This is a genomic window from Rhodococcus sp. As11 (genome assembly GCF_048957735.1).
GTDB classification, from domain to species: Bacteria; Actinomycetota; Actinomycetes; order Mycobacteriales; family Mycobacteriaceae; genus Rhodococcus; species Rhodococcus gordoniae.
Genome location: NZ_JARDJE010000007.1, coordinates 49905 through 63918, shown reverse-complemented (window position 1 = coordinate 63918; position 14014 = coordinate 49905). Strand labels below are relative to the sequence as shown.

Here is a 14014-nt window from a genome sequence, read left to right as displayed (position 1 = left end):
ATCAGACGTCAGGTGGGACACCGGCGAGACGAACCCAGGAGGAAACATGGGATCCAGGAAGATTCGGGTCGGTATCGATACCGGCGGAACATTCACGGACGTGGTCGCGGTGGACGACGAGTCCGGCGCCATCGTCACCACGAAGACCCCGTCGACACCGCAGGATCCGGCCGTCGGTTTCCTCGCGGGCATCGAGAAGGTCCTCGCGCAGCTCGGTGAGACCGGTGACGCGATCGAGGCTGTCAGCCACGGCACCACCGTCGCCACGAACAAACTGCTCGAGGGCAAGGTCGGCACCCTCGGTTTCATCACCACCGAAGGTTACGAACACGTCCTCGAGATCGCCCGGCAGTCGGTACCCGACGGCTACGGCAACTCGTACTTCTGGGTCAAGCCCGACCGCATCGTGCCGGCCGACCGCGTCCGTACCGTCCGCGGCCGTCTCGCCTACGAGGGCAGCGAAATCCGTCCCCTGAACGAGGATGACGTCCGCGCCGCCGCCCGCTTCTTCAAGGACCGCGACATCCGCACCGTCGGCGTGTGCCTGATGCACTCCTACGCCAACCCCGAGCACGAGCGCCGCGTCCGCGACATCCTCATGGAGGAGTACCCGGAGGCGACGGTGAGCATCTCCAGCGAGGTGCTGCGCGAGTACCGCGAGTACGAGCGGTCCATCACGACCCTCGTCGACGCCGCGGTCAAGCCCAACATTCGCAACTACGTCAACAACATCGCGAGCCGGCTCCGCGAGTTCTCCTCCGCCGAGGGCGAACAGCGCGACATCCCGTTCTACGTGATGAAGTCCAACGGTGGCGTGCTGTCGGCGAAGGAAGTCGTGCACCAGCCGATCACGACCGTGCTCTCCGGCCCCGCTGCCGGTGCCCTGGGTGCGGCCCTGATTGCCGGCGTCGCCGGCGTCGACCAGGTGCTGACCTGCGACGGTGGCGGCACCTCCACGGACGTCACCGTGGTCGTCGGCGGCGAGCCGGCACTCACCACGGAAGGTCGCGTGGGTGTCTACCCGTCCAAGATCCCCATGATCGACGTGGTGACCGTCGGCGCCGGCGGTGGCTCCATCGCGTGGATGACCCCCGAGGGCACCCTGCGCGTCGGCCCGCAGTCGGCGGGCGCCGATCCCGGACCCCTGTGCTACGCCAAGGGCGGCAACGAGCCGACCATCACCGACGCCCACGTCCTGCTCGGTCGCATCCCTCCCCACCTGCTCGGCGGTGAGATCCCGCTCGACACCGAACTCGCCCGCAAGGGCGTCGAGGAGCTCGCACACCGTCTCGGCCTCGAATTCGAGGCGTGCGCCACGGGCATTCTCGAAGTGTCGGCCTGGAACCAGGCCAACGCGCTGCGCCAGATCACCGTCAAGCGTGGTCTCGACGTCCGCGACTTCACCCTGGTGACCTTCGGCGGCTCCGGGTCGCTGCTGGCCTGTCGCCTCATCGACATCCTCGGTCTCAAGGACGTCCTCGTGCCGCTCGAGCCCGGCAACGTCTCGGCCTTCGGTCTGCTCACCGTCGATGTCCGCAACGACTATGTGCAGACGCACGTCAGCCGTCACGACCGGTTGAAGATCGACGAACTGCAGGCCGGACTCGACGCCCTCGCGGCCGAGGCCGAACGCGCTCTGGAGGACGAGGGATTCGGGCCCGACCAGCGGCAGTACGCCCGCTCGGCGGACCTGCGCTATTTCGGCCAGGCCTTCGAGGTGCGCGTGCCGGTGGGCGACGGCCCCATCACCCAGGAACTGATGGACGAGGCGGCCGAACGCTTCCACCAGGCCCACCGTGAGCTCTACGGTTACGACTTCCGCAACGATCCCCACCAGCACGTGGAATGGGTCAACCTCCGCGTCAGCGGTATCGGCCCCATCAAGCGACCGGAACTCGCCGAGATCGCCCCGGGCACGGGGGCGGACGACGCCCTCACCGGCACCCGTCAGGCGTACTTCGACGAGTGGGTCACCACCCGCGTGTACGACCGCGCCCGCCTCGGCGCCGGCGACGAACTCGAAGGTCCCGCCGTGATCGAGGAATTCAGCTCGACCATCCCGGTTCATCCCGGATTCCGCGCTCGCATCGACACTTTCGGCAACATCCGCCTCAGCAAGACGTCCGACTCGAACGGAGCCACCCGATGACTGCGACTCTCGAACCCGCCGCGGCCACGACCCGCAAGCCCTTCCGGCTGACCGACGCTTCGGGTAGCGCTCCCGATCCGGTGCTGGTCGAGATCGTCGCCGGCTATCTCGCCAGTGTCGAGATGGAGGTGGAGACCTCCATCTCCCGGACCTCGCGCTCGCCGATGATCCGCGACGCCCACGACTTCCGTGCCGGCATCCACGACCGCAACCTGCGCAAGCTCACCGGTCGTTCGTACTCGGCGCTCGTGCATCCGGTGGCGCGGGACTTCCCGCTCGAGACGATGAAGCCCGGCGACGTCTTCTTCCACAACGACGTCTACCTCTCCGAAGGCGGCATCGGGCACCTGCCCGACCTGTGTGTCACCGTCCCGGTCTTCGCGACCCGCCCCGGCGACACCGAGCCCTCGGTGGTCGCGTTCGTGCAGGCCTTCGGCCACCACGACGACATCGGCGGTTGCTGCCCGGGCTCCATGCCCTCGGGTGCGACCACCGTGTACGAGGAGGGACTGATGGTCCCGCCGATCAAGCTGTGGGACCAGGGCGTTCCCAACGAGGCGGCACTGCGCATCATGACCCGCAACTCCCGCATGCCCGATTCGCTCGCCGCCGACCTCGACGCCGAGTGCTCGGCGTGCCTCATGGGTGCGCGCCGGCTGTCGGAGCTGTTCGAACGCTACGGTGTCGAGACCGTCGAGGCCTGCTTCGACGCGATCCTCGATGCGACCACCGAGACGTACCGCCGCGAGATCCTCAGCAAGATCCCGGTGGGCACGTACACCTGGGAGGACTACGCCGAGCACGACGGTGTGGACGAGCCGATGCTGCACGTGCAGCGCATCACGCTCACCAAGACCTCCCCGGAGGACGAGGGCGGCGAGCGCCTGATCCTGGACTTCAACGGCACCGGACCGCAGGCGAAGGGTCCGATCAACCACTGCGGTGACTACGCCGACGGCAACTTCCTCATCAAGTGGCTGGCGCCGATCCTGCGCAACCTGGCCGACACCCCCGACCGCATGGCGGAACTGGACGTCAACGAAGGTGTCGTGCCGCTGATCGAGATGAAGTTCCCGGAGCCGGGCACCCTGATCACGCCGATCTTCCCGGCCCCCACCAACGCTCGGACGTTCGTGATCCTGCGTCTGCTCGGTGTGCTCTCCGGTGTGGTTGCCAAGGCGGTCGACGGCAACATGCCCGCCGACCAGGAGACCATCCGCTACACCGGTGTGTACGGCGAGGACTTCGACGGCCACTCGTACCTCATGCGTGAGGTGCTCGGCGGCGGCTCCGGCGGCCGGCACTACGCCGACGGCGAGGACACCATCCACGTGGTGCCCGACTCGCGGAACCTGCCCACGGAGTTCACCGAGAGCCGCTTCCCGTTCATCGTCGAGAAGCTGGGTCTGGCAATCGATTCCGGCGGAGCCGGTCGCTACCGCGGCGGTCTCGGCTACGAGAAGCACATCCGGATGCTCAAGGACGCGAACTTCATGTCCATCGCCGACCGTTCGATCCTCGCGTGCTGGGGTGTCAAGGGCGGTAAGGCCGGCAAGCCGTTCTCCGTCACCCTCGATCCCGGCGGCCCGAACGAGCGCGAGTTCGACGCCCTCACGGACGCCGAGCCGATCAAGGCCGGCGAAGTCGTGCGCATCCGCACCACCGGCGGCGGTGGCTGGGGCGACCCGCTCGATCGCCCGATCGACGAAGTGATCCGGGACGTTTTGTGGCGCAAGGTGTCCGTCGAGGGTGCCCGCGACGACTACGGTGTGGTCCTGAAGGACACCTCGGCCGACGAACCTGTCGCCGATGTGGAGGCCACCGACGCGCTGCGTGCGCAGCTGCGCGCCGAGCGCGGCGAGGAGGAGCCCTTCTTCGACCGCGGTCCCGGTTACGCCCGCCTGTCGGGTGGCGCCGAGTTCGCCGAGTACGACTTCGTCGGCAACTGATGCCGACGACGGCCGACATCTCCCGCGGCGCCGATCTCGCTGTGATCGGTGCCGCGGGGAAGACCGGAACGGCTGTCGTCTCGGCGCTGGAGACAGCAGACGCGACCCCCGTCCGCCGAGTGGTGCACACCGCTCGGCGGGCGGGGGATCGTGCTGTCGACCTCGAGACGGGCGCCGGACTCGCCGACGCGCTGTCGGGTTGCTGCGGCGTCTATTTCATCGCCCCGAACGTGCACCCCGACGAACCGGCACTGTTCGAGCGGTTCCTGAGGGCAGCGGCCGGGGCCGGTGTCGATCACGTCGTCTACCACTCCGTCGCCTGGCCGTACACGCCGGCGATGCCGCACCACCTCGACAAGGCGCGCTGCGAGGACATCCTGCACGCCTCCGGGGTGCGGTGGACCGTTCTGCAGCCCTGCGCGTACACGGAGAACTTCGCATCGGTGCTCGACGGATCGGTCGACGCACTCGACGTCCCCTACGACCCCGACGCGCAGTTCTCGTTCGTCGCGCTGGCGGATGTCGCCGCGGTGGCGGCCCGAGTCCTGATCGAGGGTGCGGACGTCCACCACGGCGCCACCTACGAGCTCGGGGGACCGGACGCGGTGAGCGTGCGACAGCTGTGCGCGGTCACCGGGCGATCGGTGGAGATCGAGCAGGTGTCCGTCCCGACGTGGATGGAGCGTCACGGCCGCGGCCTGTCCGAAGACGCCCGCGAACGCCTGGCCGCGATGTTCGACTTCTACGACGATCACGGCTTCGTCGCGGGGAGCGTGGTGACGGCGGCGCTGCTCGGCCGGGCACCCGCCCGCGTCGAGGATCTCGTCTCGTCGATGCCGCGCCGGTAACCCGCCGGTGGTGTAGGAAGGGGAACGTGACGGATCGCTCTGCGGACGGCCCCGACGCCGTCGACACCCTGCCCCCGCCCGTGCTCATCGCTGTCGATGAGGCCAGCGGTATCGGGGTGCTCACCCTCGACCGCCCGGAGCAGCGCAACCCGCTGTCGGTGGAGACGATGCGCGAGGTCATCGCCGGTCTGACGGCGCTCACGGCCGACACGAAGGTGATCGTGGTCCGCGCGGAGGGACCGGTGTTCTCGGCCGGGCACGACCTGCGGCAGATGATCGGACGCACGCTCGACGAGGAGCGCGCGATCTTCGAGACGTGCAACGAGATGATGCGGACGGTGCAGTCGATCCCTCAGCCGGTGATCGCATCGGTGCAGGGCACGGCGCTCGCGGCGGGATGCCAGCTCGTCGCGGCGTGCGATCTCGCCGTCGCCGCCACCGATGCCCGCTTCGGCACCCCCGGTGTGCGGATCGGGCTGTTCTGCTCCACACCGATGGTCGCGGTCAGCCGCGCGATCGGACGCAAGCGGGCGCTGCAGATGTTGCTGACCGGCGACACGATCGACGCGCAGACCGCCGCCGACTGGGGTCTGGTGAACTACGTCGTCGAACCGGAGGCGCTGGAAACCGCGACCACCGAACTCGCCCTGAAGATCACAGGTTCGTCCCCCGCCACGATGCGGATCGGCAAGGAGGCGTTCTACCGTCAGATCGATCTGCCGCAGGAGACGGCCTATGCCGCGATGGCGGAGACGATGGCGTCGAACGCGATGATCGGCGACGCGCAGGAGGGGATGACGGCCTTCCTCGAGAAGCGCGCGCCGGTCTGGAAGGGTCGCTGATTTCGAGCGGTCATCAAGTCTGGACGAGATGGTTGGACGTCCTATAAAGTTCGCTGCATGACCCCCGATCCGCGTCAGAGCACCGTCGACGGCATCCTCCACCGCACTGCCGCGCGTCATCCCGCCCGCGTCGCACTCCGCTTCGGCGACCGGCAGTTCACCTACCGGGAACTCGACGACGCCGTCACCCGCGCCGCTGCGCACCTGCTCTCCTTGGGTCTGGTCAAGGGCGACCGTGTGGCCGCCTACGGCACCAACTCCGACGGCTACGCGATCGGATATCTCGCCGCTGCCCGCGCCGGCCTGGTACACGTGCCGGTCAACTACGCGCTGCGCGGCGAGGAACTGTCGTACCTGCTCGGCCAGTCGGGCGCGAAGGCCGTGCTCGTCGACCCGGTGCTGCGGGAGAACCTCGACGCCGTCCTGGCCGACGTGCCGGCCGAGACCGTCGTCCCGCTCCGCGACGCCGACGACTCCCTGGTGGCGGTGGCGCAGGCGGGCGACGTGCCGACGCTCGACGTCGCGGTGGCCGACACCGACCTCGTCCAGCTCCTCTACACCTCGGGCACGACGTCGAAGCCCAAGGGCGCCATGATGACCCACCGGGCGCTCACCTTCGAGTACATGTCGTCGATCGAGGCGCTCGACCTGTCGGCCGGCGACGACCCGCTCGTGTGCATGCCCCTCTACCACTCCGCCGCGATGCACGTCTTCCTCATCCCGTATTTCGCGGTGGGCGCGACCGTACGGCTGCTGCCCGCACCCGACGTCGCCGAGATCCTCCGGCTGGTGGAGGAGGAGCGCATCGGATCGCTGTTCCTCGCCCCGACCGTGTGGGTACCGCTGACCAACCATCCCGACCTCGACGAGCGTGACCTGTCGTCGCTGCGCAAGGCGCAGTACGGGGCGTCGATCATGCCGGTCACCGTCCTCGAGCGACTGCGCGGACGCTACCCGGAGCTCGGCTTCTACAACTGCTTCGGCCAATCCGAGATCGGCCCGCTCGCCACCGTTCTCCGTCCCGAGGAGCACGATGCGCGTCCAGCCTCGTGCGGCCGGGCCGTGCTGTTCGTCGAGACCCGCGTCGTCGACGCCGACGGCAACGACGTCCCCGACGGTGAACCCGGCGAGATCCTGTACCGCTCACCGCAACTGTGCCTGGGCTATTGGGAGAACCCCGCCGCGACCGAGGAGGCCTTCCGCGACGGCTGGTTCCACTCCGGCGACCTCGTCACCCGCGATGCCGAGGGCTTCATCACCGTCGTCGACCGCATCAAGGACGTCATCAACACCGGTGGCATCCTCGTGGCCTCGCGCGAGGTCGAGGACGCGATCTACACACACCCGGCCGTCGCCGAGGCCGCGGTGATCGGTACTCCGGACGAGAAGTGGATCGAAGCGGTGACCGCGGTGGTCGTCCTCAAGGACGGTCACGAACTCGACGAGGTCACTTTGATCGACCATGTCAAACAGCGCCTCGCACCGTTCAAGGTGCCCAAGGCCGTTCGCTTCGCCGACGTCCTGCCGCGTAATCAGAGCGGCAAGCTCCTCAAGCGCGAACTGCGCGGATCCTGACCACTCTCCGAACCGACCACTGCGAAAAGGAAGCCGAGTTCGATGCCGAAGAAGCACGTCGCCTCCTGGTACGACGACGAGGTCTCTGCCGTCTACGAACTCGCGCGCGAGTTCTTCGATCGCGAGGTCATGGGTAAGGCCGAGAAGTGGGACTCGCAGCGCCGTATCGATCGTGAGGTGTGGCTCGAAGCCGGCAAACTCGGTCTGCTGTGCTGCTCGATCCCCGAGGAATACGGCGGTGGCGGCGGCACCTTCGCGCACGACCTCGCGGTGTTCGATGCGCAGGGTTACTCCGGCGACCTCGCGTTCGGCAACTCCGTGCACAGCGGCATCGTGGCGCACTACATCCTCGAATACGGCAACGAGGAGCAGAAGAAGGCGTGGCTGCCGGGCATGGCCACCGGCGAGATCCTCGGCGCCATCGGCATGACCGAACCCGGCGCAGGGTCGGACCTCAAGGCCATCAAGACCACCGCGGTGCGTGACGGCGACCACTACGTCGTCAACGGCTCGAAGACCTTCATCACCAACGGTTCCTCGGCCGACGTCATCGTCCTCGCCGTCAAGACCGACCCGAAGGCCGGCGCCAAGGGCGTGTCGCTGCTCATCGTGGATCTCCGTGACGCCCCGGGCTTCTCGGTGGGCCGTGTGCTCGACAAGGTCGGCCAGCACGCCGCCGACACCTCCGAGCTGTCGTTCGTCGACGTGCGCGTGCCCGTGACGAACCTGCTCGGCGAATCCGAAGGTCTCGGCTTCGGTCAGCTCATGGCACAGCTCGTGCAGGAACGTCTGATCATCGGCGCGCAGGCCGCCGGTGCGATGGACCGGGCCGTCGAGGAGACCGTCCGCTATACCAAGGCGCGACAAGCGTTCGGGCACAGCCTGTTCGAGTTCCAGAACACGGCCTTCGAACTCGCCGAGTGTCGGACCGTCGCCCGCACCTGCCGCATCTTCCTCGACCACTGCATCGAGCAGCACCTGAAGGGTGAACTCGATCCGTCGGACGCCGCGATGGTCAAGTACTGGCTGACCGACAAGCAGTGCGAGGTCATCGACCGGTGCGTGCAGCTGCACGGCGGCTACGGCTACATGCGCGAATACCTCATCGCGCGGATGTACGAGGACGCCCGCGTCCAGCGGATCTACGCCGGGGCGAACGAGGTCATGAAGCAGATCATCGCGCGGGCGCTGTAGAGCGGGACGGGCCCTACCTCACCACGGGCGGCTGGTGGTGAGGTACTTCGCCATCTCCTGGCTCTGCGCGCGGTGCATGCGCCGGTGCTCCGCTCGCTCGTCACCGGACGCGTTGAGCTTGCGTTCCTCGTCGGACTCGGGCAGTACCGGCGGGACCTGCATGGTTCGTCCGCCGTCGTCGACGGCGACGAAGGTGAGGAAGGCGGTCGCGGCGATGCGTCGTTCACCGCTGCGCAGATCCTCTGCGGTGACCTTGACGAAGACCTCCATCGAGCTGCGTCCGGTCCAGGTCACGAACGACTCGAGGCACACCGAGTCCGACGGGCGAATGGGTTCGAGGAAGGCCACCGAGTCGGTCGACGCCGTCACGACCGAGGCACGACTGTGACGTGTCGCGGAGATCGACGCCGTCATGTCGATGTCGCTCATCAGCTTCCCGCCGAACAACGTGTTGTGGTCATTGACATCGTTGGGAAATACCCTGCTGGTCTTGACGACTCGGGATTCTCGGCAAGGTTTGGCCTGCACGCGTGGTCCTTTCGTAGGTCGTGCTCGCGGCGGGATCTCCGCCGGAGGCACCGTGTCGAGCCTACGACCGCTGCTGCGCGGGAATCGACGCCGATCGGGTGTGATACTCGACAAGCCTGGACAGCATCGAGACGAGCAGCGCGCGTTCGTCCGCGTCGAGGGGAGCGAACGCCTCGTCCTGCGCCTCGGTGAGCATCCGGTCGAGATCGAACAACCGTCTCCGTCCGCGGCGGGGGAGGGTGATGATGTTGCGCCGCCGATCGGCGGGGTCGGAGGCGCGTTCGACGAACCGGCGGTCCACCAGTGCGTCGACGGTGGCCGCGACATCGCTGCGATCGAGCCCGCAGCGCCGGGCGAGGTCGACCTGGCTGGACGGGCCGTATTCCGCGAGGGCGGCCAGGATCCGGTAATGGTGGCCTCGGGCATCGGCGGAGTCGAGGCGGTCGAACACGACGCGATGTACGTGTCGTGCCGCCTGGGTCATCAGATAGCTCGGAAGGTGTCCGAGCCGATCGGGGCCGGCCGCGTCGTGGGTGGCGGACATGGGGTCGAGTCTACGAGTACCGACCCGGCGGAGCGAGACCCCGTCACCGCCGCCGGTGGTCGGTGATCGGCGTGCGGGGTCCACGCTTCGGTACTCGCGCGTAGCCGCCGGACTCGACGATCAGTCGCACAGCCCGATAACGTTGGGGACGTAGAGGTTCGAGGTATTCGACCATGTCGGGATCGTCGAGAGGCCTGCCGAGCAGCGCCCATCCGACGACCTTCGCGAGGTGGTAGTCGCCGACGGAGAGCGCATCGGTGTCGCCGAACGCGCGCTGAGCCACCTCCGCGGCCGTCCACACGCCCACCCCCGGCACGACCCGCAGCTTCCGCCGGGCGGCGGCGGCCGGTTCGTGCGCGAGGCGCTCGAGAGAGTCGGCGAGCTGCGCGCACCGCACCACGGTCCGTGCGCGGCCGGGGTCGACGTTCGCCCGATGGAACTCCCACGACGGGACCGTTCGCCAGGCCGCCGCGGAGGGCGGCACGCGCATGCCCTCCGGTGCGGGTCCCGGCGCCGGATCGCCGAACCGGGTGACGAGGCGCCGCCACGACGCGAACGCCGCCACCCCGTGCACCCGTTGTTCCAGGATGGCGGGGACGAGAGATTCGAGCACCCGGCCGGTGCGGGGTATGCGCAGGGCGGGCATTCTCCGGTGCGCCTCGACGAGGGCGGGATGCTCGGGGGCGAAGGCCGACGGGTCGTCGTCGGCGCCGAGCAGGGCCGGCAGTCGATCGGCCAGCTCGGCCGCTCCCGGTCCCCACGCCAGACACCGCGCGCCGTGCGGGCCGTCCTGGGTGAGCCGGTAGGTCACGGCTCCGGTGTCCATGCGGGAGGTGCGCCACACGGCGCCTGTGATGACGCGATGACACGGATCCCACGGCCCGCGCTGGAGCGGCCGCAGGGTGCGCACCACGTCGACGGGCCACGGCACGCGCACGCGGGTGTCGAGGGACGCGTCGTCCACCACCCTCACGATGCGAGGGCCTCGCTCGTCGGACACGGTCACCGCACTACCGTACTCCGGGCGCTGGAGCCGACTTTCGCGACTCTGTGCGCTGGAGCCGACTTTCGTGGTGTCGGAGGGTGCGGCTATGGTCGGGCGCATGATCATCGTGAGCACCGACGGATCCTGCCTGCGCAATCCCGGCGGCGCCATCGGGTGGGCGTGGGTCAATCACGAGGGGCCCAGCGCGTCGGGCGGTGAGCGTTCGGGCACGAATCAGATCGCCGAGCTCCGGGCGGTGCTCGAGGCATTGCGGGCGCATCCCGGTGCCGAGCCGATGATCATCGAATCCGATTCGCAGTACGCGATCAAGTGCGCGTCCGAATGGCTGCCGGGATGGAAGCGCAAGGGGTGGAAGACGGCTACCGGCGCGCCGGTGAAGAATCTCGAACTCGTGCGCGCCATCGACCGCGAGCTCACCGATCGCACCGGACCGGTGCGGTTCCGCTGGGTGCGCGGCCACGTCGGCAACCACTTCAACGAGATGGCCGACACGCTCGCCGGGCAGGCCGCCCGCGAGATCGCGGCGCAGCCCGGACCGATCGAGGTGCCCAGCGCGCCCGTGGTCGCGCACAAGCCGCCGAAGCGCGCCGGCGACGCCGAATTGACCTTGTTCTGAGCGCAGTTCGGTTCAGCGTGCGTAGACCGCGGTGGGCCGACCGTTGATCGCGTGGACTGTTACGGGGGTGTCGAACACGTCGGTCAGGATCTCGTCCCGCATGATCTCGTCGCTCGTGCCGCCCGTCACGATCAGGCCGTCGCGCAACGCGATGATGTGATCGGAGTACGCGGCGGCGATGTTCACGTCGTGGATGACGAGCACGATCGTCTTGCCGAGCTCGTCCGCCGCCCGCCGCAGCTGACGCATCATCAGCACGGCGTGCTTCATGTCGAGATTGTTGAGCGGCTCGTCGAGCAGGACGTACTTGGTGTCCTGTGCCAGCACCATCGCCACGAAGGTGCGCTGCCGCTGGCCACCGGAGAGCTGGTCGAGGAAGCGGTCTGCGAGGTCGGTGAGGTTGAGGAACTCCATCGCCTCGTCGACGTGCCGTTCGTCTTCCGCCGTGAGCCGGCCCTGGCAGTGCGGGAACCGGCCGAAGCCGACCAGTTCGCGGACCGTCAGGCGCGCGGTGATGTGGTTCTCCTGCCGCAGGATCGACAGATGCTTGGCCAGCTCCCGGGTCTTCGTGGAATGCACGTCGAGTCCGCCCACGGTGACGGTGCCCGTGGTGGGCTGGAGCAGACGGCCGATGATCGTCATGAGCGTGGACTTGCCGGCGCCGTTCGGTCCGATCAGCGAGGTGATGCCGCCCTCGCGGATCGTGCCGGAGACGGGTCCGAGGACCCGCTTGTCCCGGTACGACATCGAGACGTCGTGGAACTCGATCACAGCGTTCCCTTTCTCAGGAGCATGAACAGGAACAGGATGCCGCCGACGAACTCGATGATCACCGTGAGGAATCCGCCCGCGTAGAAGATGTGCTGCATGAAGAACTGGCCGAAGGCGAGGGTGATCACGCCCAGCAGGAACGCCATGGGCATCACGTACTGGTGCTTGTACGTCCCGGCGATCTGATAGGCGAGGGTCGCGATGAGGAATCCGAAGAAGGTCATCGGCCCTGCCAGCGCGGTCGCGAATGCCACGAGCAGCGCGATGAGGACGAGCATCAGCGTCAGCTCGCGTTTGTAGGCGACACCGATGTTGGTCGCGGTGTCGCGGCCGAGCAGCAGTGCGTCGAGGCGGTGGCGACGACGCCACAGGATCACCCCGACGACGATGCAGATGCCGAACGCGAGGGGCAGATAGTCGCCGGGCACAGACGACAAGCGGCCCATCAGCTCGACCGAGAGCATGTCGTATTCGGTGGGGGAGAGCACCCGCTGGACGAACGTCGACAGACTGTCGAAGGCCATGCCGAGCACGACGCCCACGAGCAGCATCAGGAACAGGCTGCCGAACCGGCCGGAGAACAACCAGCGGTAGAGCAGGGTCGCCAGCACCACCATGAGCGCGGTCTGCAGGACGAGCTTGGGGATGCCCTCGGAGGTCGCGATCGCGGTGGCTCCGAAGAAGAAGACCGTCAGCGTCTGCATCAGCGTGTACAGGGAGTCGAACCCGATGATGGACGGCGTCAGGATGCGGTTGTCGGTGACCGTGTGGAACACGACGGTTCCCATGCCGTGCGCGAACGCCGCGACCAGCATGGCGCCGAGAACCGTGAGGCGGCGCGGGAAGGTGAAGTCGAACGAGCCGCGGATGAACAGGAACAGATAGCACGCGACCGCGACGACGGCGATCATCGCGACGACGGCCAGGCGCACCCTCGGCGACAGGCGACGGCGCTCGCTCTTGCCGGTCGGGACGGCCCGTGCGCGCACGGAATCAAGCACTGACATGACGACGCTGCCTCAGAACGAGAGTGATGAAGACGGCGGCGCCGACGACGCCGAGGACGACGGACGCGGGAATCTCCATGGGGGCGACGATCGTGCGGCCGACGAGGTCGCACGCGAGAAGCAGTCCGGCGCCGACGACGGCGACCCAGGGCAAGTTCTTGTGCATGTCGTCGCCGAGCATCATCGACACGAGATTCGGCACGATCAGGCCGAGGAACGGGATGAAGCCGACCACGACGGTGGTGACGCCGGTGGCGACCGCGACGAGAGTGACCCCGAGGAAGACGACCTGCTCGTACTTCAGGCCCACATTGGTGGCGAGGTCCTTACCGAGACCGGCGATGGTGAACCGGTCGGCGAGAAGATAAGCGAGGACAGCGACCGCGAGCACCGCCCACAGTGGTTCGTAGAAGCCGCGCACGACGCTGCTGAAACCACCCGAACGCCACGCCGACATCGACTGCAGCAGGTCGAAGTTGCCGGCGAGGAAAGTGGTGATCGAGCCGACCACGGCACCGAGCATGATGCCGACGAGCGGCACGATGATCGACGACTTCAGGGCGATGCGGCGCAGGACGACGATGAACACCATCGTTCCGGCGAACGCGAAGATCACCGCGATCACCATCTTGACCATCGGCGACGCGTCGGGAACGACGATCAAGGTGGCGAGCAGGCCGAGACCGGCCCACTGCGCGGTGCCCGCGGTGGTCGGTTCGACGAACTTGTTCTGGGTGATCAATTGCATGATCACGCCCGAGATGCTCATCGCGACGGCCGCGAAGATCAGGGCGAGGGTTCGCGGCACGCGGGAGATGAAGAACATCTCGCGGGCCGCGGGGTCGTGGATCAGCGACTCGATGGTGATGTCGTAGCCGCCGACCATCAGGGACGCCACGGTCAGTGCTAGAACGACCACCGAGATCACCGGCAGCAGCATTGTGTTCTTCGTCATGGGACTCGGATCCGGAGAAGGGCGCTTACA

At 67.8% G+C, this 14014-nt stretch carries 13 protein-coding genes; 7 read left to right on the top strand and 6 right to left on the bottom strand.

All coding sequences use genetic code 11. The features are described 5' to 3' along the window. The first annotated feature begins 46 nt into the window (after window positions 1–46). From PV766_RS11315 to PV766_RS11290, 6 genes are all read left to right on the top strand, one after another. A complete protein-coding gene (locus PV766_RS11315) occupies window positions 47–2149 on the top strand; it encodes a hydantoinase/oxoprolinase family protein (RefSeq protein ID WP_129975552.1) in 2103 nt (700 codons plus the stop codon). After that, complete coding sequence (locus tag PV766_RS11310) at window positions 2146–4098, top strand: hydantoinase B/oxoprolinase family protein (RefSeq protein ID WP_064064324.1); 1953 nt, start codon at window positions 2146–2148, stop codon at window positions 4096–4098. The genes PV766_RS11315 and PV766_RS11310 overlap by 4 nt, the downstream gene beginning before the upstream one ends. After that, window positions 4098–4946, top strand: coding sequence for an SDR family oxidoreductase (locus PV766_RS11305; protein WP_421097044.1), 849 nt, complete (start codon window positions 4098–4100; stop codon window positions 4944–4946). The genes PV766_RS11310 and PV766_RS11305 overlap by 1 nt, the downstream gene beginning before the upstream one ends. A 68-nt stretch (window positions 4947–5014) precedes the next feature. Then, a complete protein-coding gene (locus tag PV766_RS11300; RefSeq protein WP_421097105.1) occupies window positions 5015–5788 on the top strand; it encodes an enoyl-CoA hydratase in 774 nt (257 codons plus the stop codon). Between the two features lie 57 nt (window positions 5789–5845). Beyond that, window positions 5846–7363, top strand: a complete 1518-nt coding sequence (locus tag PV766_RS11295) for an acyl-CoA synthetase (protein ID WP_064064327.1) — start codon at window positions 5846–5848, stop codon at window positions 7361–7363. Window positions 7364–7405: 42 nt separating this feature from the next. Beyond that, on the top strand, window positions 7406–8557 hold the full coding sequence (locus tag PV766_RS11290; protein ID WP_255161758.1) for an acyl-CoA dehydrogenase family protein: 1152 nt from the start codon (window positions 7406–7408) through the stop codon (window positions 8555–8557). An 18-nt stretch (window positions 8558–8575) separates the two neighbouring features. Here the strand turns inward: PV766_RS11290 and PV766_RS11285 are convergent, their stop codons facing one another. The 3 genes from PV766_RS11285 to PV766_RS11275 form a co-directional block, all read right to left on the bottom strand. Beyond that, on the bottom strand, window positions 8576–9085 hold the full coding sequence (locus PV766_RS11285; RefSeq protein WP_084421795.1) for an acyl-CoA thioesterase: 510 nt from the start codon (window positions 9083–9085) through the stop codon (window positions 8576–8578). 61 nt (window positions 9086–9146) lie between these two features. After that, window positions 9147–9629: a MarR family winged helix-turn-helix transcriptional regulator gene (locus tag PV766_RS11280; RefSeq protein ID WP_064064342.1), complete on the bottom strand. Its 483-nt coding sequence runs from the start codon at window positions 9627–9629 to the stop codon at window positions 9147–9149. A gap of 43 nt (window positions 9630–9672) precedes the next feature. After that, a complete protein-coding gene (locus PV766_RS11275; RefSeq protein WP_421097043.1) occupies window positions 9673–10635 on the bottom strand; it encodes a DNA-3-methyladenine glycosylase family protein in 963 nt (320 codons plus the stop codon). A gap of 97 nt (window positions 10636–10732) precedes the next feature. Here PV766_RS11275 and PV766_RS11270 point away from each other — a divergent pair, with 97 nt between their 5' ends. After that, window positions 10733–11251, top strand: a complete 519-nt coding sequence (locus PV766_RS11270; RefSeq protein WP_421097042.1) for a ribonuclease H family protein — start codon at window positions 10733–10735, stop codon at window positions 11249–11251. Window positions 11252–11263: 12 nt separating this feature from the next. On the opposite strand, the gene PV766_RS11265 is transcribed toward PV766_RS11270, so the two are convergent. From PV766_RS11265 to PV766_RS11255, 3 genes are read right to left on the bottom strand one after another with little or no spacing between them, the layout of a single operon-like run. After that, the gene (locus PV766_RS11265) at window positions 11264–12022 is read right to left on the bottom strand and encodes an ABC transporter ATP-binding protein (protein WP_064064330.1); all 759 of its coding nucleotides are present in this window, start codon (window positions 12020–12022) and stop codon (window positions 11264–11266) included. Next, complete coding sequence (locus tag PV766_RS11260) at window positions 12019–13029, bottom strand: iron chelate uptake ABC transporter family permease subunit (protein WP_242496618.1); 1011 nt, start codon at window positions 13027–13029, stop codon at window positions 12019–12021. Before PV766_RS11260 ends, PV766_RS11265 begins: the two co-directional genes overlap by 4 nt. Continuing rightward, a complete protein-coding gene (locus PV766_RS11255; protein ID WP_064064331.1) occupies window positions 13016–13984 on the bottom strand; it encodes an ABC transporter permease in 969 nt (322 codons plus the stop codon). Before PV766_RS11255 ends, PV766_RS11260 begins: the two co-directional genes overlap by 14 nt. Between the last annotated feature and the right edge of the window lie 30 nt (window positions 13985–14014).